Here is a 19,717-nt window from a genome sequence, read left to right as displayed (position 1 = left end):
ATCCCTCCAGCTTAAGTTAAGAATTCCTCCATAACACTACTTCGCGCCCTAGTTCCTGAGCAACGAACAGGGGCACCCAAGCCAAATCAAAATGAAGAGCACCTGCCCACTCATTCCTGCGCCTTCGCCCATAGCACGCGACTATTAATAACCGTTTTACTTTTTCAGCGAATGTAATCTGGTTTACTTAACGCAACCTGTCATGACGAAGGTTGAGTACACAAGGACGACCATGCACACGAAGAATTTCCGGCTATATCTGTTTTCTGACGTGATAGCTCAGATCTGCGGAGTGGCGGCAGGAATAGCGGTGCCGATTGTGGCGTTCAGATTTTCCGGCAGCATAACGCTAGCTGGTGTGCTGGGAACCATTAGTGGTCTGGCGGCGCTACTCGGCGGAATCATTGGCGGTGCAGCCGCTGACAAATACAACCGCAAGCCCGTAATCATGGGCGCCAATGTGGTGGCGGCGCTATGCAATCTGGGCTTAGCCTTCGTAGTTGTTCAAGGTGAAGCTACATTTAGCGCGGGGGCTTTTGCCACATTGCTGGGCTTATCGATGTTCGCCCACTCCATCGGCCAAGCCAGCGCCAATCCCTCGCTGCCCCAATTGGTTGCCGCAGAAGACATAGCCACCGCGCAGGGCTTTATCCAGGCCCGCATGCAGTTCGCAGGGCTTATTGGCCGTTCATCGGTGGCGTGCTGTTGGATATCGCTGCCGCATTCCCCTTCGTCGTGCTTGCGGCAGGTAGTGCATTAACAGCCGCCTTCTACATCTTCATTGATGCAGAGCTCAATCCACCAACACGTTCCAGCACCACCATCATCCGCACGACGGCAGAGGGACTGAGTTTGGTAGCGCGTTCTCGGATGCTGCGGCGACTGATCGTGATGCAGATGGGTTCCAACTGTGCAATTAACGGCGCGCTGTTTCTCACAATCCTGTCACTGGAGGCAAGTGGATACGCGGGCTGGATCATCGGTCTGGCACGCACGGCCATCGGAGCCATCGGTATTGCCGGTGCACTCACCACACGCTTTTTCCAGAAGACTTTTTCTTTTGCCGCATTGCAGGTCGGTACGACTTTGTGGATTACGCTCTGCATTACGGTCGCAGCGCTGACTGAGGCCACACTCTGGATGGTGATCCCACTCGGCCTGTCTGTACTGACCGCACCCGCGGCCGGGGCAGTCATCTTTGCCACACTGCACGAACTCATCGCCGAAGAAGCTTTCGGCCGTGTCACCACTATTCAAAACACACTGGTTACGTCGATTTCGGCAATGTGGGATACTCCGCTGGGTGCCATTGGTCACCGCTGGACGTTAGCCCAGGGCCTATGGGCATGTGCTGGCATTGGCGCACTCAGTGTCATCCCTGCCTTGCTATTCGTCCGCGAAGTCAACAATCAACAAGGCCGTTAAAACACCAAAATCCCGACCTCAGTGAGGTCGGGATTAAAGCTTAAGTAGCTTTACTTGAACGGGAAACCCAGCTCGCGCAGGAGCTTGCGGCCCTCGTCGTCGTTGGTTGCGGTGGTCACCACGGTGATGTCCATACCACGCGGGCGATCCATCTTGTCGATGTCGATCTCGTAGAACATGGACTGCTCGGACAGACCGAAGGTGTAGTTGCCGTGGCCGTCGAATTGCTGGTCGGACAGGCCGCGGAAGTCACGAATACGCGGCAGTGCGATGGTCAGCAGGCGGTCCAGGAACTCCCACATGCGGTCGCCACGCAGGGTGACGCGGGCGCCGATCGGCATGCCCTCACGCAGCTTGAAGTTTGCGATGGACTTCTTAGCGCGACGCAGCTGCGGCTTCTGACCGGTGATAGCGGTCAGGTCAGCAACAGCGCCGTTGATCAGCTTGGAGTCACGTGCAGCTTCGCCAACACCCATGTTGACGACAACCTTGGTAACGCCCGGGATCTGCATGACGTTGTCGTAGTTGAACTCGTCAGCCAGGGTCTTCTTGATCTCTTCGCGGTAACGAGCCTTCAGGCGGGGGGTGTAATTCTCGCTCATTTTTAGATGTCCTTCCCGTTGCTACGCGCGATACGGACCTTCTTGCCGTTTTCGTCGAAACGGTAGCCCACGCGGGTCGGGTTGCCCTCGGAGTCAACAATCGCAACGTTGGACACGTGGATCGGAGCTTCCTGGGTTACGATGCCGCCGGACTCAGCGCCACGCTCCGGCGCGGAGTTAGCAACATGCTTCTTGATGCGGTTAACGCCCTCAACGAGGACCTTGTCGCGGGACGGGTATGCTTCGATGACCTTGCCCTTCGCGCCCTTATCCGGACCCGAAATGACGATCACCATATCTCCCTTATGAATCTTCATAAGACTAGATCACCTCCGGTGCGAGAGAAACGATCTTCATGAACTTCTTGTCACGAAGCTCGCGAGCAACCGGGCCGAAGATACGGGTACCACGCGGCTCGTTGTCGCCCTTGAGAATGACAGCTGCATTCTCGTCGAAGCGGATGTAAGAACCGTCTGGACGACGGGTTTCCTTCTTGGCGCGAACGATGACAGCCTTAACGACGTCGCCTTCCTTCACGTTGCCGCCTGGGACGGCTTCCTTCACGGTGGCGACGACAACGTCACCGATGCCAGCGAAGCGTCGGACGGAGCCGCCGAGAACGCGGATGACCAGGATTTCCCGGGCACCAGAGTTGTCGGCGACGCGCAGACGCGATTCTTGCTGAATCACTATGGGTCTCCTGACCTGGATTATGTGCGTCAAGATTTCCGGCCTTGACACACGCGGTCTACTTGCTTTGCAGCATAAGGTTCAGCAACGAACATGAGTCGAGGGGTCTCGGCGCGGGGTTCGGAAACGCACCACCGGCCGACCGGCCTTATGCAACCCAAGCATTCAACCACATTCTGGCCGCTAAAACCAAATTTCCCTCCAGTCACACAAACTTCCCGCCACTCGCACCCCGACATGCATGACACAATTCACAAAAATAGGTTCAGCGCAGGTAAGCCTTACCTAAATGAACGCGGACTGGCACCGCCACCTCTAAAGTAAGCCTAACCTCACTCAATTACTGCTACGGTTGCCGCCATGCCGAAACCATTAAACAAATCGCACTTAGTGGGCAGTGGTGAGACACCTGCCGATTTTCTGTCCGCAGTGCAGGAAGCAAGCACCTGTGCAGCACAGCACCTTTATGCTGATTCACCACCCTGCCAGGACTTTCAGGATGCCATTGCAGCGCTTCACGATGTCGACTTCCGCCAACCCTGCAGTTCGTTCTCCGACTGCTTAAGCGAACTGGAAGAGTTGTGGCTTAAACAAGCGGTGTTCTATCACCACCCGCGCTACATCTCGCATCTCAACTGCCAGGTTGCTATTCCAGCTGTTGCTGCTGAGGTCCTCGCGAGTTCACTCAACACTGCCGTGGAGTCCTGGGACCAAGCAGGGCCTGCCGCAGCCATCGAGCAAAAGCTCATTCGTTGGGCAGCAGACCTGGTCGGTTTCGGTCAGAGTGCACAAGGTGTCTTTACCACCGGTGGTACTCAATCAAACCTGCAAGCGCTTACCGTTGCCCGCAACCAGGCCCTGCAGGAGCTTCAAGCTCAGGGCTATTCCCACTTCGAAGCCTTAAGCAAACTTCGCATTCTGTGCACACCGAGTGCGCACTACTCCATCGCCCGTGGCGTCGAGCTACTGGGATTAAGCCCCGACAGCATCGTCGAGATTTCCGAGGACTTCCACGGACAGATGCGTCCGTTGTCGCTGGAAGCTTCCTTGCGAGAAGTATGCCGGGCGGGGAAATACCCCGCCGCGGTTATCTGTACCGCTGGAAGTACCGATCGCGGCAGCATCGATCCGCTAAGCGAAGTCATCGATATCGCACACCATCACGACGTGCCCGTCCACGTCGATGCCGCCTACGGCGGTGCCGGCCTGTTGGGCCCGGAATCCGCATCGTTGTTCTACGACATCGAAAAGGCGGACAGCGTCACCCTGGATTTCCATAAAGGCTTCTACCAGCCAGTGGCCTGTTCCTGCGTGCTCTTTGCCGAAGGCCAGCGACTTGAACACATCCGATGGAATGCCAGCTACCTCAACCCAGCTGAGTCTTCTCGGCCCAACCTCGCGGATATCTCACTGCAAACCACCCGCCGCTTTGACGCGCTCAAGCTCTGGGTCACGCTGCGCACCATAGGTCAAGAACGCATCGGTGCGTCCTTCGATACCTGCTGCGCGTTGGCCCGGCGCGCAGCTGCCCTTGTCGACGACTTCCCCAAACTTCAACTGTGGGAAACCCCGCAACTGAGCACTGTCTTGTTCGAACTCCAGGCAACAGAGTCCGCCGACTCCCCACATCCCGCTGAGTATTACCGCATCCGCGATGAGCTCTTTGACTCAGGTCAGGCCGCAGTGGCGGTGACTGAAATACACGGCACTCCACTGTTCAAGTTCACAATTCTCGACCCGACTCTTCGTGATGAAGACATCCAGGCCGTGCTCAATGCCATCGTTCGTGCTCACTCGGAGGCGTTGATTCGTACTCGCTAACTTGCGAATCCGCCCTCACCTCTTGCTGACGCACACCTCTTTAATCTCCAACGAAAGGACTTTTCCGTGTCTGATTCTTCTTCTTCTTCTGCTGCTGCATCACACTCATCGATGCCTACCTTCGACATCGTCGGAGTAGGTGTCGGCCCCTTCAACCTGGGGATGGCTGCGCTGTGTCAGCCCTTAGTAGAATCCGGGGAGCTTAGTGTGGCGTTCTTTGAGCAGCGCTCAGGGTTCATCTGGCATCCCGGGATGTTGCTTCCAGAAGCCACTATCCAGGTGCCCTTCATGGCCGACCTGGTCACCATGGCTGATCCAACCAGTCGCTATAGCTTCCTGAACTATCTCAAACAGTCGGGGCGAATTCACCAGTTCTACATCCGGGAGGACTTCTACCCGCTGCGTAGAGAGTATTCCGACTACTGCACCTGGGTGGCAGGGCAGTTAGACAGTGTGCATTTTGATTCCCGTGTGAAGGCAGTGCGCCCGAATCCGGAAGGCGATACGCCATGGCTTGTCGATGTCACCGGACACGGCACCATCGCTGCCCGCCACGTGGTCAGTGGTGTCGGCACAACGCCCTTCGTACCGGAGGAGCTGCATCCCGCACTCGATGCCGAGGGAGTTATCCACTCCGCAGACTATCTGCACAACAAAGAATGGTTGGCCAAGCAGGCATCGATAAGCATCGTTGGCTCCGGGCAGTCCGCCGCGGAAATCTATGCCGACCTACTTTGCACCACCGAAGCCCACGTGGATTGGTTTACTCGCTCCGAGCGCTTCTTCCCTATGGAATACACCAAGTTGACCTTGGAGATGACCTCGCCGGAGTACGCCTCTTACTTTCGTCGCTTGCCGGAGGCGAAGCGCGATGAGCTCAACCGCAACCAGCGCAACTTATATAAAGGCATCTCCGGTGAGACCATCAATGCCATCTATGACTTGCTCTACCGTTTGAGTTTGGATGGCACATCCCGCACCACTCTGCGAGCAGGAGTCAGTGCTGCCTGTGCACCCAACGAGCAGGCAACGGATAGCTCCACTGGTCGGCACCGGTTGCGCTTACATCACGCGGAGACCGACACCAGCGCAGTACATGCGACTGACGCGGTCATCCTGTGTACCGGTTATAAGGCGCCACAGATGCCGCAGTTTTTGGAGCCTTGCAGCGAGTTCATCGCAAAGGATGCCACCGGTCGGATGGACGTCGGTGAGCACTTCCAGGTAGATGCAGACAACACTCTCTTTGTGCTTAATGCTGATGAGCACGTCCACTCGCTCAACGCTCCGGACCTGGGCATGGGACCGTGGCGCAACTCGATCATCCTGCGCGAGATTTGTGGCCGGGAGGTTTACCCGGTGGAAAAGAACATCGCTTTCCAGACGTTTGGGGGTTTCTAAATGCACACGATTACTACTCACCGCGGTCAATTCCATCTGCGTCCGGTCCATCCGCTTGCCGATGCCGCACTGCTCACCAGCTGGCTGACCTCCGTGCACGCAAAGTTCTGGGACAGTCTCGATGCCACTGAGGAGTCCGTGGCGCAGGAGTACCAGCGCATCGCTAACAGCGCCGATGAGGATGCGTGGATCATCGAACGCGACAGCACTCCGCTGGCCCTAGTGGAAACCTACAACCCCGCACGTGTACTGCTGCGCGAGCACGTCCCGCACCAGGATGGCGACATTGGCATGCATGTCCTTCTTGCCCAACCTCCAGCGCACCCAGAGCACGGGCTTTCCGATGCCCTCTTCGCCACCGTCATCTCCTGGCTTGTCGATGTCCGCGGTTTCACGCGTATCCTCGTTGAACCCGATACAAGCAACGACAAGATTCTGGCGAAGAATGCCCGCGCTGGTTTCCGGGATTATCCAGGACTCGAGGCTGCGGACCTGGGTACCAAGACCGCACGCGTGCAGTACTGCACCCCAGACGCTTTCGCGTGCTCCGAACTAGGCGCGCTGGCAGTTCCCACCGCCACGTCATCAACTGCACCTGCAACTGCTGCAACCGATGGCCACCTGCAGGTCGCTTATCTGCAACGCGCGAATCGCGAAATCTTGGCGAAGATGCTGCGTGAATTCCACCACGAAAGGTTACTGCCAGCTACCAGATTGGGCCCGGCCCAGTACTTGATTGAGCTGGGTGGCTACGAATTTACGTTCTTAGCGCATACCCACTACCTCGAGCATCTGAGCATCGACGTCGATTCGCTCTGTGCCCGTGGGTATGCGGATTTGCCCGGAATCGGTGAAGTTATTGCTGCCGCCGCACCAGAACTTGGAATCCCCGCGCACTTCCTGCACGACTACTTAGAAGAAATCTCTGCCACAGTCACCGCGCGTGCGCGCGTTCTCGCGATGCCTCGTCTCAGCAGCTCCACTCTCGCTGAGACCTTGGCTACCGAAACTGATACACCACACCAGCAAGCCAACGCATTCCAGTTGTGCGAGTCCGCCATGTATGAAGGACATCCTGGCTTTGTCGCAAATGCTGGTCGCGGTGGTTTCAGCGAAGTCGATGCTCGTCGCTATGCACCAGAGATGGGGCGTTCTACCTGCCTGGAATGGGTCGCCGCCCGACGAGACAAACTCACCAGTGCTGCTGTAGAAGACTTGGATCTAGAAGAGTTCCTCAACCAGCAAGCACCGCAGGACTGGAAGGAGCGTCTTCGCGCACGCGATATTGATCCCGCGGATTACCTGCCGCTTCCCGTGCATCCTTGGCAGTGGCAGATGCGCGTTGCCACGAACTTCGCCGATAGCTTCCTCAACGGCGACCTTATTCACCTAGGCACCGATACTGCGGTTATGCATCCGCAGCAGTCACTGCGTACCTTCTTTAACCTCAGCGATCCCGCCGCACCCTATGTGAAGACCGCAGCATCGGTACGCAACATGGGATTCCTGCGTGGGTTGAGCCCAAAGTACATGTCCACTACCCCAGCGATTAATGAGTGGTTGCAGGACACTCTCGGAAACGACGCTGACTTCCACAACCACAACGTGCGTTTGCTCCCTGAGATTGCCGCGGTGGGTTTCCAAGGCGATATCTACCACTCGAGTTTGCACAGTGGAGCTTCCTCTGACGACCAGCACACGAAGATGCTTTCCGCGCTCTGGCGTTCTTCGCCATTAGAGAAACTAGAGCCAGGCAAAGCGGCGATGACCTTGGCTGCAGTCTTGCACGTCGATCCCGCTGGGAAACCTTTGGTAGGTGAGCTCATTGCGCGTTCGGGGCATAGTGCTGCCGACTGGCTGCGTGCACTGTTGGATGTGTACTTCCGCCCGGCAATCCGCGCTCTGGCCGGTTTCGACATTGTCTTTATGCCGCACTCAGAGAACGTGATTGTGGAACTCACCGAGTGCCTACCCACCGGCTCCTGGTTCAAGGACTTAGGTGAGGAAGTCGCCGTGGTCAACGCACAACGCGAGGTGCCGGAAGCCTTCGCCCGCATCCAAGCTGACGATGGCTCCTTCGACCTCGAACAGCGGGCGCTGTCCCTGCATACCGACATCATCGATGGCGTTTTGCGCCACCTGGCTGCGCTCATGGATGACCACGACATCCTGCCAGAAGAAGAATTCTGGTTGGCTACTCGCGCCTGCATTGAAGACTACGAGGCTGAGTATCCTTCCGGCCTTCCTCTCCTGGCCGAGGACTTCCAGCACTCTTGTCTGAATCGTCTACAGCTGCGCAATCCCCACGGGATGGTGGACCTAGGTGATCAGAACTCTTCGCTGATGATCGCCGGTCGCATCGCGAATCCACTAGTGCAAGTGTCACCACAGGCAGCTCAAACACCCGTCATGGCTGCCCAGAGGTAGACCTAGTGATGTAAATGACCAGGTAACCAGGAATCTGCTGCACACATCCTCGTTAGTATGGACATATGCAGATTCTTGTCTCCGGCGAAGGCCTCGTCGATCTCGTGCCCACCGCTTCTGGCGAACTTTCCGATCTGACTCCCTCTTTGGGTGGCGGTCCCTTCAATGTGGCTGTTGCCGCTGCACGTTTGGGTGCGCAGGTCGGTTTCCAGTCGCGACTGTCCACTGATGCCTTTGGTGATGCATTGGTCAAGCGCCTCGAGGACGAAGGTGTCGATACCTCCCTGGTACAGCGGGGTGACGAACCGACGACGTTGGCGGTTGCTTCGCTTGATGAGGGTGGCTCAGCAACCTACTCCTTCTATAACGAAGGCACCGCAGATCGCCTGGTGGAGCTAGTAGCTAACGATGCCCGCGTGGCCTACTTTGGCACCTTGTCCCTCGCCATGGAGCCAGGTGCCTCCCGCTACGCGGAGGTGCTGCACACCATGGCCAAGAATGGCTCGCTCATTGCAGTTGACCCGAACATCCGCCCGGATACTGATACCGCTGAGCACCGTGAGTTTCTGCAGGCATTGCTTGACGATGTCACCATCCTCAAAGTCTCGAACGCCGAAGCAGAGTTCCTCGGCGTGGAGTCCCTGAAGAAGGTGCCCGTCGTCGTGACCACCCACGGTGCGCACGGCCTCAGCGTCCGTGCGGGAACGACGGAACTCGACGTACCGCCGGTCAAGGTCGATATCGCGGACACCATCGGTGCCGGCGATGCCGTGATGGCAGCGCTTTTGACCAAGATTGCCGAGCGCAACTTTGACGCCGCAGACCTAGAACAGCTCAGCGCGTATGACTGGCACGAGATTCTCGAATTCGCGGCATCGACAGCCGCGCTGACTATTGCGCGTACTGGCGCTGATGCCCCGCGCCGCGCGGAGGTCGATGAACTGCTCTAACGCAGCCTTTGGGGACTACACTAAACCAAGTTCATCCCCAAAGCGTTAGGAGCCACCATGCAACCAGCCGCCTACCCCAACCGCTCTTTAGTGCTGCACGGCGTGCTGTTCGTTCTGGTGTTTTTGTCCTTCGTACTGCCCGTACTGGCAGGCACTTCCGCACTGTTGCCGGTATGGCTATCCGGCGGGCTGTGCATCATCTTGAGCATCCTCGCCATAGTGGATGCCTCCCGCGGCTTCTTCGCACCTAAGCAGCAACTCCAGCGCAGCCTGCGTGGCCTGTCTGGCATTGGCGCCATCGCGCAGATCATCGGCTGGGCGCTGTGGCTCTACATCTTCGGCAACGTCGAATCCGTCGGCACGGTCCCCTACCGTGTCGGTACCTTCTTCCTGTCCATGGCCACGGTGCTTTCCCTGTTTGTCACCATCATTTCGGCCATGGATGGCCGCCGCCGCTAGCGCGCATCGACAAGCGCGCATCGACAGTCGATGCGCGTTAAAAACGAGAAAGGCTCGTAACCACCCTGAGCGGGTAGGTTACGAGCCTTTCCTATCGGCTGTGGAGAGCCTTCAGCTCTCTCTTACTTGGCCTTCTCTACGATCTCAACGAGACGGTAGAACTTGTCCTTGGAAAGAGGACGGGTCTCAGCAATGCGAACGCGGTCGCCGATGCCGGCGGTCTCGTTCTCATCGTGCGCCTTAACCTTCTTGTTGGAGCGCATGATCTTGCCGTACAGGGCGTGCTGCTTGCGGTCTTCGAGCTCGACAACGATGGTCTTAGCCATCTTGTCGGAGACAACGTAGCCGATGCGAGTCTTGCGTGCGCCCTTGACCTTCTCCTTCTTAGGAGTTGGAGCCTTGCTTGCTTCTGCCATGATTAAGCCTCATCTCCTGGGTTGGTAGAAAGACCGAGCTCACGCTCGCGCAGCACGGTGTAGATGCGAGCAATGTCGCGCTTCACGGTGCCGATGCGGCGGTTGTTGGTCAGCTGACCGGTGGCCTTCTGGAAGCGCAGGTTGAAAAGTTCTTCCTTGGCGCTGCTCAGACGGTCTTCCAGTTCAGCCTTGTCGAGCTCGCGGAACTCGTGAGCGGGGGTACCGGTTGCCATTAGAACTGGTCCTCCTTCTTGATGATACGAACCTTGCAAGGAAGCTTCTGGCCAGCGCGGCGCAGAGCCTCAATTGCAGTGGCTTCGTTAGGGTAGCTCATCTCGAAAAGAACGCGGCCTGGCTTCACATTGGCCACCCACTTCTCGACCGGGCCCTTACCGGAACCCATACGCACGCCGAGCGGCTTCTGGGTCAGCGGACGGTCCGGGAAGATGTTGATCCACACCTTGCCACCGCGCTTGACGTGGCGGTTGATGGCAATACGTGCGGCCTCAATCTGACGGTTGGTGACGTAAGCCGGCTCGAGAGCCTGGATGGCGTAGTCACCGAAGTTGATGCGGTTACCGCCCTTGGAGACACCGCTACGGTTCGGGCGGTGCTGGCGACGGTACTTAACGCGCTTAGGAATCAGCATGGATTAGCCCTCCTGCTTCTGCTGTGCGCGCTGACGACGCTGGCCGCCACGACGCGGACGACCACCACGGTCGCCGCGGCCACGGCCCTGCGACGGAGCGTTCAGTTCGGACTCGCGTACGCCACCGACGACGTCACCCTTGTAGATCCACACCTTGACGCCAATGCGGCCGAAGGTGGTGTGGGCCTCTGCGGTGCCGTAGTCGATCTCTGCGCGCAGGGTGTGCAGCGGAACGCGACCCTCGTGGTAGCGCTCGTTGCGGGACATCTCGGCGCCGCCCAGACGACCGGACAGCAGGATCTTGATGCCTTTGACCTGCGGCTGACGCATTGCAGACTGGATAGCCTTGCGCATAGCGCGGCGGAAAGCAACGCGGTTGACCAGCTGCTCAGCTATGTTCTGAGCAACCAGGGTGGCGTTAGCGTCGACCTGCTTGACCTCGAGGATGTTGAGGGCGACCATCTTGCCGGTGAGCTTTTCCAGCGCACGGCGGATGCGGTCGGCCTCAGCACCGCGGCGGCCAATCACGATGCCCGGACGGGCGGTGTGAATGTCAACGCGGACGCGGTCACGGGTGCGCTCGATGACAACGTCGGCGATGCCGGCGCGCTCGAGACCCGTTTCCAGGTACTTACGAATCTTGATGTCTTCGGCTACGTAGTTCGCGTAGTCCTTATCGGCGAACCAGTGGGTCTTCCAGTCGGAAGTGATGCCCAAACGTAGGCCGTGAGGATGGATCTTCTGGCCCATTACTTGGCCCCTTCCTGCTGGCTCTCGACCACCACGGTGATGTGGCTGGTGCGCTTACGAATCATGAATGCACGGCCCTGTGCGCGCGGCTGGAAACGACGCATGGTCGGACCCTCGTTGGCGTATGCCTCGGAGATGACCAGGGTGCGCGGATCCAGGCCGAAGTTGTTCTCGGCGTTAGCAGCTGCGGAAGCAACTACCTTAGCGACTGGCTTAGCAGCGCCCTGCGGGGCGTACTTCAGGATGGCCAGGGCTTCGCTGACGGACTTACCGCGTACCAGGTCGATGACGCGGCGTGCCTTCATCGGGGTGACGCGAACGTAGCGGGCCGTGGCGGATGCGGAGGTGATGGTTTCACTCATCGCTTATCGACGTCCCTTCTTGTCGTCCTTGACGTGACCCTTAAAGGTCTTGGTTGGTGCAAACTCACCGAGCTTGTGGCCGACCATGGAGTCCTCGACAAAGACCGGTACATGCTTGCGACCGTCGTGGACGGCGAAGGTGTGACCGATGAAGTCGGGCAGAATGGTCGAACGGCGAGACCAGGTCTTGATGACCTGCTTGGTGCCTTTCTCGTTCTGAGCATCCACCTTGTTGAGGAGGTGCTCATCGACGAACGGGCCCTTCTTAAGGCTGCGTGGCATTGTTTACCTCCTCTTAGCGCTTCTTGTTCGGGCGACGACGGCGCACGATCATGTTGTTCGAGTAACGGTTCGGGTTGCGGGTACGACCCTCCTTGGTGCCCCATGGGGACACTGGGTGGCGGCCACCCGAGGTCTTACCCTCACCACCACCGTGCGGGTGGTCGACCGGGTTCATGACAACACCGCGGACGGTCGGGCGAACGCCCTTCCAGCGCATACGGCCTGCCTTGCCCCAACGGATGTTCATCTGGTCAGCATTGCCGACCTCACCGACGGTAGCGCGGCAACGGATATCAACGCGGCGGATTTCGGAGGACGGCATACGCAGGATGGCGTACTTGCCTTCCTTACCCAGCAGCTGGATGGAAGCACCAGCGGAGCGAGCCAGCTTAGCGCCAGCGCCCGGCTTGAGCTCCACAGCGTGGATGGTGGTACCGGTCGGGATGTTACGCAGCGGCAGGTTGTTGCCAACCTTGATATCTGCGTTAGCACCGGACTCGACCTCGGTACCCTGCTTCAGGCCCTTCGGAGCAATGATGTAGCGCTTCTCGCCGTCTGCGTAGTGCAGCAGTGCGATGTTTGCGGTGCGGTTCGGGTCGTACTCGATGTGAGCGACCTTTGCCGGGATGCCGTCCTTGTCGTTACGACGGAAGTCGATCAGACGGTAACGGCGCTTGTGGCCACCGCCGATGTGGCGGGTGGTGATGTGGCCGTGGTTGTTACGACCACCGGTCTTGCTCAGCGGGCGCAGCAGGGACTTCTCCGGAGTCGAGCGAGTGATTTCCTCGAACTCGGAAACGGAGGATGCGCGGCGACCCGGAGTTGTCGGCTTGTATTTACGAATAGCCATAATTCTTCCTTACTTCGTCTCCGTCTTAGGCCTGTGCGCCAAAGACGTCGATGGAGTCGCTGCCTTCACGGAGCGTCACGTAGGCGCGCTTGGTGGACTTACGCTGGCCGTAACCGGTGCGGGTGCGCTTACGCTTACCTGCACGGTTAACGGTGTTAACGGAGTCGACCTTCACGCCGAAGATCTGCTCTACGGCATCTTTGATCTGGGACTTGTTGGAGTCGGTGGAGACGTAGAACGTGTAGACGTTCTGCTCCATCAGACCGTAGGACTTCTCGGAAACGACCGGTGCGAGAACGATGTCGCGCGGGTTTGCGATCTTAGCCATTACTTCTCCTCCTTCGCCTCATCGTTAGCGCCCTGAGCGCGGGTGATGAAGCTGTGCAGTGCCTCCACAGAGAACACAACGTCGTCGGAGTACAGAACGTCGTAGGTGTTCAGCTGGCCGGCATCGAGCACGTGGACGTTCGGCAGGTTGTTGGCGCTGCGACGAGCATTGATGTCTTCGCGGCCGACAACGAGCAGGACGTTCTTGCGCTCGGTGATGTTCTCGATGAAGGACTTTGCAGCCTTCGTCGACGGGGTCTGGCCAGGAACCAGTTCCTCGATGACGTGGATGCGCTCGTTGCGAGCACGATCAGACAGTGCACCGAAGAGAGCAGCCTTGATCATCTTCTTAGGGGTGCGCTGTGCGTAGCTGCGCGGAACCGGACCGTGGACGGTGCCACCACCGGTGTAGTGCGGTGCGCGGATGGAGCCCTGGCGTGCGCGGCCGGTGCCCTTCTGACGGAAAGGCTTACGGCCACCGCCGCGGACTTCACCGCGGGTCTTGGTCTTGTGGGTGCCCTGGCGAGCGCCTGCGAGCTGAGCGTTAACAACCTGGTGCATCAGGGCTACCGATGCCTCGGTGTCAAAGATCTCAGCAGGCAGCTCGACGGAGCCGTTGGTCTTACCCTCAGCGGTAAGGACGTCTAGCTTGAGGTTGCTCATGCGTGTGCACCGCCCTTCACTGCGGTCTTGACGGTGACGAGTCCGCCGCGTGCACCTGGGATAGCACCCTTGATGAGCAGCAGGTTGGACTCGGCATCGATCTTCTGAATCTTCAGGTTCTGGGTGGTCACGCGGTCCTGGCCCATGCGGCCAGCCATGCGCTTACCCTTGAAGACGCGACCCGGGGTAGCAGCGCCGCCGATACCGCCGACGCGGCGGTGAGCAGCCTGGTTACCGTGGGCAGCGCCCTGGCCAGCGAAGCCGTGGCGCTTCATAGCACCAGCGTAGCCGTGGCCCTTGGAGGTACCGGTGACGTCAACGAAGGTGATGCCCTCGAAGATGTCGACCTTAACTTCCTGGCCGACCTCGTATGCGGAGGTGTCGTCCATGCGGATTTCGGCTACGTAGCGACGCGGGGTCACGCCGGCCTTCTTGAAGTGACCGGAAGCAGGCTTGTTTGCCTTGCGGGGGTCGATGTCGCCAAAGGCGATCTGGATGGCGTTGTAGCCATCGGTTTCTGCGGTGCGAATCTGGGTGACAACGCACGGCCCAGCTTCGACGACGGTAACCGGTACAACGCGGTTGTCCTCGTCGAAGACCTGGGTCATGCCGAGCTTCTTGCCCAGAATGCCCTTGATCTCGTTTTCACTCATTATTAGTTCTCCACCAAAGTTCTAATCGTCGATCACTGAATGTTCACGTCGACACTTGCCGGAAGATCGATGCGCATGAGAGCGTCAACGGTCTTCGGAGTCGGGTCGAGAATGTCGATGAGGCGCTTATGAGTGCGCATCTCGAAGTGCTCGCGAGAGTCCTTGTACTTGTGCGGAGAACGAATAACTGCGTACACGTTCTTCTCGGTTGGGAGCGGCACAGGACCAACTACACGGGCACCGGTACGGGTAACGGTTTCGACGATCTTCTTTGCGGAAGCGTCGATTGCCTCGTGGTCGTAGGCCTTCAGCCGAATGCGGATTTTTTGTCCCGCCACGCTTATCCTCTTCCTCGCTTCCCCACTTTCACATTCCCGGCGTATCCGGGGCGTGAAGCGGTGGGAATTGCTTCTCGATTTCTCTATAACGTTGTCCGGGCTTGAGGCCTGGCACAACGCCAGTTGTCTGACTGTCATGACGACCAAGAGATGCGACTGGCAAACCAGATGCAGTGCTCTCGACGGGGTACAAGACCCGTAAGTCAAAGTTTCGAAAGAGGACGGTGTTCACGCATTACACGTTTTGGAACACTCTTCGTACAAGCTTTGCTTTAGCAGAGCTTGTACGTCCTATTCGTACTGCCGCTGTTTATTTGCCATGCCCCTTCTCCGGTCTTCATCTCGGGATGTCTCTACTCAAACGCGGACCTAGCCCGATCAGAAGGCCTTCTCATCCAGCTTGCTTCCGTAAGGGAAGTTCGCGGACTGCGAAGGTGTCATGTTCGCTTTACCAGCAACAACGCGACTTCATCTGAGCCTTGCGACCCGGATGTCATCCCGTTGCTGTGTTAAAGCAACCCTTGTATTTAAGCACGTAACGAGCTGTTTTCCAAACTTCTGCTTTAACAGTGGGCAAAATCACAAGCGTCAATCCAGGTTACGTTTCGGAATCAATCTAGATCTGGCCCGGCAGAATCTGTGGAATAGGCCTAATCTCGTTGTTATGCCGCTCGTGCGGCAGCAACCGTTGCAAACATTTTGTGGAGAAAGGTGGCCGTTATGGCTAACAACAACGAGAAGAACAACACCCCGGCTGTCAACGAGGAGCAGGCTGTACCGGCGCGCGAGGTCAACGAGAACCTCGAGACCGAGTTCGGTACCACCACCATTGATGACGCTGTTGTCTCCAAGATCGCTGGCGTTGCTGCCCGCGAGGTTTCCGGTGTTGCTGCCCTGGGTGGCGGCGGCGCTCGCATGATTGGTTCCATCCGTGAGTCCTTCGGCGCTTCCGAGGACGTTCGCCAGGGCGTGTCCGTCACCGTTGCTGAGGGTGCTGCTTCCATCGAGATCGCCATCATCGCTGAGTACGGCGTTGCTATCCACGAGCTGGCTGAGGCTATCCGCCGCAACATCATGAACGCTGTTGAGCGCATGACCGGCCTGACCGTCACCCGCGTCGACGTTGTTGTTCACGACGTGAAACTGCCGCACGAAGACGCTGAGGAAGACTCCACCGACAACCAGGCTGCTCTGAACCAGGGCCAGAACTAAAACATGGCGAACTCCCGAGCCCGCTTCGAGCTCGCGCAGGATACGGCGCGCGCTATTGCCGCTGCGGCTACGGCCGTGCCGGGGGTAGCCCAGTTGAACGGTGGTCGCTACGGCGAGAATGCCCTTCTCTACGCCGGCCACCGAGTCGTTGGCCTCAAACGCCCCAACCCGCGCGATGACTCGCACCTGCAGGTGTTCTTCGACTTAGACCTCGACGCAGACGTTCCTGTGTTTGAGGCAGCCAAGAACGTTCAGAAGGCAGCCATGCGGGAGTGTGCAGAGCTCAAGCGTGTCGATGCCCACTGTGTCGACGCCGTCGTCAGCTCCGCTCCCGGAAGCAACTAAGGAAGCACAATGAAGAACTACACAACTTTGGGAATCATCGCCGGTTTGGTGCTGGCGTTCTTCCTCAGCCTGGGCTGGTGGCCGGTACTGCTGGCAGTGCTGTTTGCCGCTATCGGCGGTGTCATTGGCGCGCATTACGATGGCCGCATTGACCTGATGGCGGTGTGGAATGGTCTCATCGGCAAGGAGAAGGGGCGAGGCTAATGGCAGACTCGCCCAACTCCGGTGCCCCAGCGCCCAAACCTGATGCTGACGCCGTACGTGTTGTACCGGTCGCAGATCCGAAGGACAAGGGCCAAAACCGTTTCTCACTGCGGACTTTTGAGCACCTCGTCGGCGCTGCCATCAACACCGTTCCCGGCACTACTCCACTGGATGCGAAGCTCGCGGGCCTGGCAGGCCGTGGTTTCCCACGCCTGGTAGTCCAGACTGACCCGGACCGGCAGGTCGTTGCTGTCGATGCCACCATCGCCGTCATTTGGCCTTCCCCGGTCACCGGCGTTGCTGAAGCAACTCGCAGCGCTATCTCCGAAGCCATCCGGGAGCAGACCGGCTATACAACCACTCGCGTCAACGTCAACGTTGGTGCTGCCGTCCCCGGTGAGCGCGTCTCAGCTACTGCTGTCGATGCCCGCCCGGACATCACTGCCTGGACCCCGCCGAGCAAGGACTTCCGAGTTCGCGCACCGCAGACCAAACAGGGTGTTCGCGTGCGCAACATCGATAGCACTCCTTTCCCCCGTGAGGCGTGGACTCCGGATACTCCGCAACCGCAGCCTCTGCGTCAGATCGACCGTGGCAAGGAACCACACGTTCGCAGCATCGACTCTGAACCCCGGGAGATGCCCGAGGTACCGATTCGTACCGCACCGGAACAGCCACTGCGCAAAGTCCCGGACCCCGCACCCGAACAAGTTTGGGAACCACGTACTCCGGAACCAGCAATGCTGCGCCCGTGTGGTGACGTCATCCCCGCGGCACCACAGCGTCGCGTGAGCACCCCACCACCAGTGCCGGTGCGTTCCGTACGTGCACCACAGCCGCGACCACTTGCCGATTTCCAGGTCATTCCGGCAAATCCACATCCCACGCGCGTAACGATTCCGCGACCGGAGCCACTGCGCGCCATCACCATTCAGCCCTACTTAGGAGGTAGCCATGGATAAACCAACTGGTTTCGGGCAAACGCCCCAGGCTGCACCGGCCGTACGCGGCTGGAGCGTGTTTCTCGGAATACTGCTCATCGCACTCGGTGTTGTCGGTGCGCGTGAGACCTGGGTCGTAGCCTCTGATACGAACGCCGGCTCTTGGTTCCAGCCCTTCTTCGATGTCATGGCCAATGACAACGTGGAGACCTGGATGGTCTGGGCTGGTGTCGCTGCCATCATCGTTGGCCTGATTCTGCTCATCGCGGTGTTCAAGCCGCGCCGCAAGACCCACACCCAGATCGAATCCGACAAGGCATCGATGTGGACCCGCTCCGTCGACATCGCCCGTCGCTCCTCGGCAATTGCTCGCGATGTCCCCGGTGTTGCCGGTGCTAGCACCCAGGCAGTCGGCCCGAAGGTCACCGTGACCGTCGAAGGCGATGTGGACGATGCTGAACTCAAGCAGCGCGTGGAAGACTCCGTTAACCACGCACTATCTGAGGCCGCCAACAACCCGCAGGTCTCCGTGAAGGTTCAACCACAGCAGGAGGTGGGCACCGGTGTCTAGAGCACTTTCTGTCATCGACCGCATCATCTTGTTCCTACTGTCGGTCATCCTCATCGCACTAGGCCTGTGGCCAATCCTCATTCACTTTGAGGTGGGCTTCGCCCAGGACTTGGCTGAATGGGTCGACCACGACGTCTGGGCCGGGGTTCCGGAACAGTCCTGGTGGGTTTGGGCCTTAGGTATTGGCTCTGCAGTCTGCATCATCTTAGGTATGTGGTGGGTTGTCGCTAACTTGCGTCAGCGCCGCTTCAACAAGGTGCATTCTGAGGCTTCTAACGATGAAGGCGCCATCGATACCCAAATGGCTGCTGTCTCCAGCGCCATTGCCGAAAGCATCGAGAATCACTCCGGCGTGGAGAAGGTTCAGCGCCAAGTCGCCTACCAGCGCAAGCGCCCCACGATTACCTACACGATTACTGCAAGTCCCGACCTGCCGTACTCCCGGCTGGAAGAGCTTGCCGAAACCAACGAGGAAGACTTCCGCGCCGCCTTCCCGGATGCGGATGTCGATACCGTGTACAAGCTGCACTATTCCAAGGTGCGCGCCTCTAGCGTGTAGCCGGCGCCGCCTCGGCTACGAGGACTTCCTCAACTGCCGCAAAGGTGCGCTTCTCGCCGCCCTTGAGCGCGACCACCAGGTCCGCGCCAGGGCGGCATTGTTCTATCTGCTCCCATGCAAAGACCTCATGCACCAGCTCCCGCCGCAACTGACGGAAGTAGTGCAACCGGTGGTCTAGCAGGAACAATCCATCCGCCACACGAATGATCAGGGCCCTATCTCCTATCGCCTTCTTCTTTAGCCCCTCCGGCGATCCCGCATCAGCCAAACGCGTTAACGAACGAACAACGCCCAGCCGGTGTTCAAAGCCTTCAGCATCAGTAATCACCAACGTCCTTCCCGGACCAGTGGGGCGCAACGACAAGTACTCCCACACCACCGGTTGCCGCTGCCCATCAGGACCCGGGCGCCGCACGATAACGTGCGAGTCATCGATAGTGACGCGTTGCTTCTCCCCCGCGAGCAACCAGCGACCCACGACACGACCACTGTCGTCCATCGGCAGCAACGGCGGATGCGTATACGACATCGCCTCTAACGCAGCACGAGTTTGTTCATCAGGGCTTCCCCACCCAATGCCCTGATTAGCCAGCATCGCCACAATGGTGCCGAGCTCTAAGTCCGGCTGACCTTCCCAGGCGTCGCGCAGCGCGGCCAGAGTCTTATCGATACGAGTGGGATCCTGCATAGCCCCCAACACTAGTAGACGGCGTCGCCGAGGCTGCGCCTAGCCATAGCGCTCCCTTGGGTGTCCTTTTGCCCCGCGTACCTGGCTGCCGCCCGCGGAAATTGGGGGAAACGTGTTGGAAAAGGACAGGCT

28 protein-coding genes are annotated in these 19,717 nt (G+C 58.8%); 13 read left to right on the top strand and 15 right to left on the bottom strand.

The window, feature by feature from the left end:
• Positions 1-232: 232 nt before the first annotated feature.
• Together UL81_RS01860 and UL81_RS01855 are read left to right on the top strand one after the other, a co-directional pair.
• Positions 233-760 carry an MFS transporter gene (locus tag UL81_RS01860; protein ID WP_046453189.1) on the top strand — a complete coding sequence of 176 codons (528 nt, stop codon included), beginning with the start codon at positions 233-235 and terminating at the stop codon, positions 758-760.
• Positions 700-1,425, top strand: a complete 726-nt coding sequence (locus UL81_RS01855) for a hypothetical protein (RefSeq protein ID WP_144407157.1) — start codon at positions 700-702, stop codon at positions 1,423-1,425. The genes UL81_RS01860 and UL81_RS01855 overlap by 61 nt, the downstream gene beginning before the upstream one ends.
• Before the next feature lie 50 nt (positions 1,426-1,475).
• Here UL81_RS01855 and rplE read toward each other — a convergent pair whose 3' ends face one another.
• The 3 genes from rplE to rplN are packed head-to-tail and all read right to left on the bottom strand — an operon-like array spanning position 1,476 to position 2,717.
• Positions 1,476-2,027: a 50S ribosomal protein L5 gene (rplE, locus tag UL81_RS01850; RefSeq protein ID WP_035106550.1), complete on the bottom strand. Its 552-nt coding sequence runs from the start codon at positions 2,025-2,027 to the stop codon at positions 1,476-1,478.
• Positions 2,028-2,029: 2 nt separating this feature from the next.
• The gene (rplX, locus tag UL81_RS01845; protein ID WP_035106548.1) at positions 2,030-2,344 is read right to left on the bottom strand and encodes a 50S ribosomal protein L24; all 315 of its coding nucleotides are present in this window, start codon (positions 2,342-2,344) and stop codon (positions 2,030-2,032) included.
• Between the two features lie 4 nt (positions 2,345-2,348).
• On the bottom strand, positions 2,349-2,717 hold the full coding sequence (rplN, locus tag UL81_RS01840; RefSeq protein ID WP_035106546.1) for a 50S ribosomal protein L14: 369 nt from the start codon (positions 2,715-2,717) through the stop codon (positions 2,349-2,351).
• Between the two features lie 360 nt (positions 2,718-3,077).
• Between rplN and UL81_RS01835 the strand changes: the two genes are divergently transcribed.
• From UL81_RS01835 to UL81_RS01815, 5 genes are all read left to right on the top strand, one after another.
• Positions 3,078-4,538, top strand: a complete 1,461-nt coding sequence (locus UL81_RS01835) for a pyridoxal phosphate-dependent decarboxylase family protein (protein WP_035106545.1) — start codon at positions 3,078-3,080, stop codon at positions 4,536-4,538.
• 66 nt (positions 4,539-4,604) lie between these two features.
• Positions 4,605-5,939 (top strand): lysine N(6)-hydroxylase/L-ornithine N(5)-oxygenase family protein, encoded by a 1,335-nt coding sequence (locus tag UL81_RS01830; RefSeq protein ID WP_236684489.1) that lies wholly within the window; start codon positions 4,605-4,607, stop codon positions 5,937-5,939.
• Entirely contained in the window at positions 5,940-8,366 is a 2,427-nt protein-coding gene (locus UL81_RS01825; protein ID WP_046453188.1) for a GNAT family N-acetyltransferase, read from the top strand.
• Positions 8,367-8,431: 65 nt separating this feature from the next.
• Complete coding sequence (locus UL81_RS01820; protein WP_035106543.1) at positions 8,432-9,316, top strand: carbohydrate kinase family protein; 885 nt, start codon at positions 8,432-8,434, stop codon at positions 9,314-9,316.
• A 57-nt stretch (positions 9,317-9,373) separates the two neighbouring features.
• Positions 9,374-9,775: a hypothetical protein gene (locus UL81_RS01815; protein WP_035106542.1), complete on the top strand. Its 402-nt coding sequence runs from the start codon at positions 9,374-9,376 to the stop codon at positions 9,773-9,775.
• 122 nt (positions 9,776-9,897) lie between these two features.
• Here UL81_RS01815 and rpsQ read toward each other — a convergent pair whose 3' ends face one another.
• Genes rpsQ through rpsJ form a run of 11 tightly spaced genes read right to left on the bottom strand, consistent with a single transcriptional unit; the run spans position 9,898 to position 15,065 of the window.
• Positions 9,898-10,191, bottom strand: a complete 294-nt coding sequence (rpsQ, locus tag UL81_RS01810; protein WP_035106541.1) for a 30S ribosomal protein S17 — start codon at positions 10,189-10,191, stop codon at positions 9,898-9,900.
• Positions 10,192-10,193: 2 nt separating this feature from the next.
• On the bottom strand, positions 10,194-10,424 hold the full coding sequence (rpmC, locus tag UL81_RS01805; protein ID WP_035106540.1) for a 50S ribosomal protein L29: 231 nt from the start codon (positions 10,422-10,424) through the stop codon (positions 10,194-10,196).
• Entirely contained in the window at positions 10,424-10,840 is a 417-nt protein-coding gene (rplP, locus tag UL81_RS01800) for a 50S ribosomal protein L16 (RefSeq protein ID WP_035106539.1), read from the bottom strand. The genes rpmC and rplP overlap by 1 nt, the downstream gene beginning before the upstream one ends.
• Before the next feature lie 3 nt (positions 10,841-10,843).
• The gene (rpsC, locus tag UL81_RS01795) at positions 10,844-11,590 is read right to left on the bottom strand and encodes a 30S ribosomal protein S3 (RefSeq protein WP_035106538.1); all 747 of its coding nucleotides are present in this window, start codon (positions 11,588-11,590) and stop codon (positions 10,844-10,846) included.
• Positions 11,590-11,952: a 50S ribosomal protein L22 gene (rplV, locus tag UL81_RS01790; protein WP_035106537.1), complete on the bottom strand. Its 363-nt coding sequence runs from the start codon at positions 11,950-11,952 to the stop codon at positions 11,590-11,592. The genes rpsC and rplV overlap by 1 nt, the downstream gene beginning before the upstream one ends.
• 3 nt (positions 11,953-11,955) lie before the next feature.
• A complete protein-coding gene (gene rpsS, locus UL81_RS01785; protein ID WP_035106535.1) occupies positions 11,956-12,234 on the bottom strand; it encodes a 30S ribosomal protein S19 in 279 nt (92 codons plus the stop codon).
• Positions 12,235-12,247: 13 nt separating this feature from the next.
• Positions 12,248-13,084, bottom strand: coding sequence for a 50S ribosomal protein L2 (gene rplB, locus UL81_RS01780; RefSeq protein ID WP_035106533.1), 837 nt, complete (start codon positions 13,082-13,084; stop codon positions 12,248-12,250).
• Positions 13,085-13,109: 25 nt separating this feature from the next.
• Entirely contained in the window at positions 13,110-13,412 is a 303-nt protein-coding gene (gene rplW, locus UL81_RS01775; RefSeq protein WP_035106532.1) for a 50S ribosomal protein L23, read from the bottom strand.
• Positions 13,412-14,074, bottom strand: a complete 663-nt coding sequence (gene rplD / locus UL81_RS01770; RefSeq protein WP_035106530.1) for a 50S ribosomal protein L4 — start codon at positions 14,072-14,074, stop codon at positions 13,412-13,414. The genes rplW and rplD overlap by 1 nt, the downstream gene beginning before the upstream one ends.
• Positions 14,071-14,727, bottom strand: a complete 657-nt coding sequence (gene rplC, locus UL81_RS01765; RefSeq protein WP_035106529.1) for a 50S ribosomal protein L3 — start codon at positions 14,725-14,727, stop codon at positions 14,071-14,073. Before rplC ends, rplD begins: the two co-directional genes overlap by 4 nt.
• 32 nt (positions 14,728-14,759) lie before the next feature.
• Positions 14,760-15,065 (bottom strand): 30S ribosomal protein S10, encoded by a 306-nt coding sequence (gene rpsJ / locus UL81_RS01760; protein WP_003848085.1) that lies wholly within the window; start codon positions 15,063-15,065, stop codon positions 14,760-14,762.
• Positions 15,066-15,785: 720 nt separating this feature from the next.
• Here rpsJ and UL81_RS01755 point away from each other — a divergent pair.
• From UL81_RS01755 to UL81_RS01730, 6 genes are read left to right on the top strand one after another with little or no spacing between them, the layout of a single operon-like run.
• Positions 15,786-16,277: an Asp23/Gls24 family envelope stress response protein gene (locus UL81_RS01755; protein ID WP_035106528.1), complete on the top strand. Its 492-nt coding sequence runs from the start codon at positions 15,786-15,788 to the stop codon at positions 16,275-16,277.
• Between the two features lie 3 nt (positions 16,278-16,280).
• The gene (locus tag UL81_RS01750) at positions 16,281-16,622 is read left to right on the top strand and encodes a hypothetical protein (protein ID WP_035106527.1); all 342 of its coding nucleotides are present in this window, start codon (positions 16,281-16,283) and stop codon (positions 16,620-16,622) included.
• 9 nt (positions 16,623-16,631) lie between these two features.
• Positions 16,632-16,826, top strand: coding sequence for a DUF2273 domain-containing protein (locus UL81_RS01745; RefSeq protein WP_035106526.1), 195 nt, complete (start codon positions 16,632-16,634; stop codon positions 16,824-16,826).
• Entirely contained in the window at positions 16,826-17,788 is a 963-nt protein-coding gene (locus UL81_RS01740; RefSeq protein ID WP_052097777.1) for an Asp23/Gls24 family envelope stress response protein, read from the top strand. The genes UL81_RS01745 and UL81_RS01740 overlap by 1 nt, the downstream gene beginning before the upstream one ends.
• A complete protein-coding gene (locus tag UL81_RS01735) occupies positions 17,781-18,338 on the top strand; it encodes a DUF6286 domain-containing protein (RefSeq protein ID WP_046453187.1) in 558 nt (185 codons plus the stop codon). The genes UL81_RS01740 and UL81_RS01735 overlap by 8 nt, the downstream gene beginning before the upstream one ends.
• Positions 18,331-18,897 carry an Asp23/Gls24 family envelope stress response protein gene (locus UL81_RS01730; protein WP_035106525.1) on the top strand — a complete coding sequence of 189 codons (567 nt, stop codon included), beginning with the start codon at positions 18,331-18,333 and terminating at the stop codon, positions 18,895-18,897. The genes UL81_RS01735 and UL81_RS01730 overlap by 8 nt, the downstream gene beginning before the upstream one ends.
• On the opposite strand, the gene UL81_RS01725 is transcribed toward UL81_RS01730, so the two are convergent.
• Positions 18,887-19,585, bottom strand: a complete 699-nt coding sequence (locus tag UL81_RS01725) for a hypothetical protein (RefSeq protein WP_035107001.1) — start codon at positions 19,583-19,585, stop codon at positions 18,887-18,889. The two genes, UL81_RS01730 and UL81_RS01725, sit on opposite strands and share 11 nt — an antisense overlap.
• Positions 19,586-19,717 lie beyond the last annotated feature (132 nt).

The sequence above is a fragment of the Corynebacterium camporealensis genome, assembly GCF_000980815.1.
GTDB classification, from domain to species: domain Bacteria; phylum Actinomycetota; class Actinomycetes; order Mycobacteriales; family Mycobacteriaceae; genus Corynebacterium; species Corynebacterium camporealense.
Note: the sequence above shows the minus strand (reverse complement) of the source record. Positions and strands in the feature narration are given on the sequence as shown.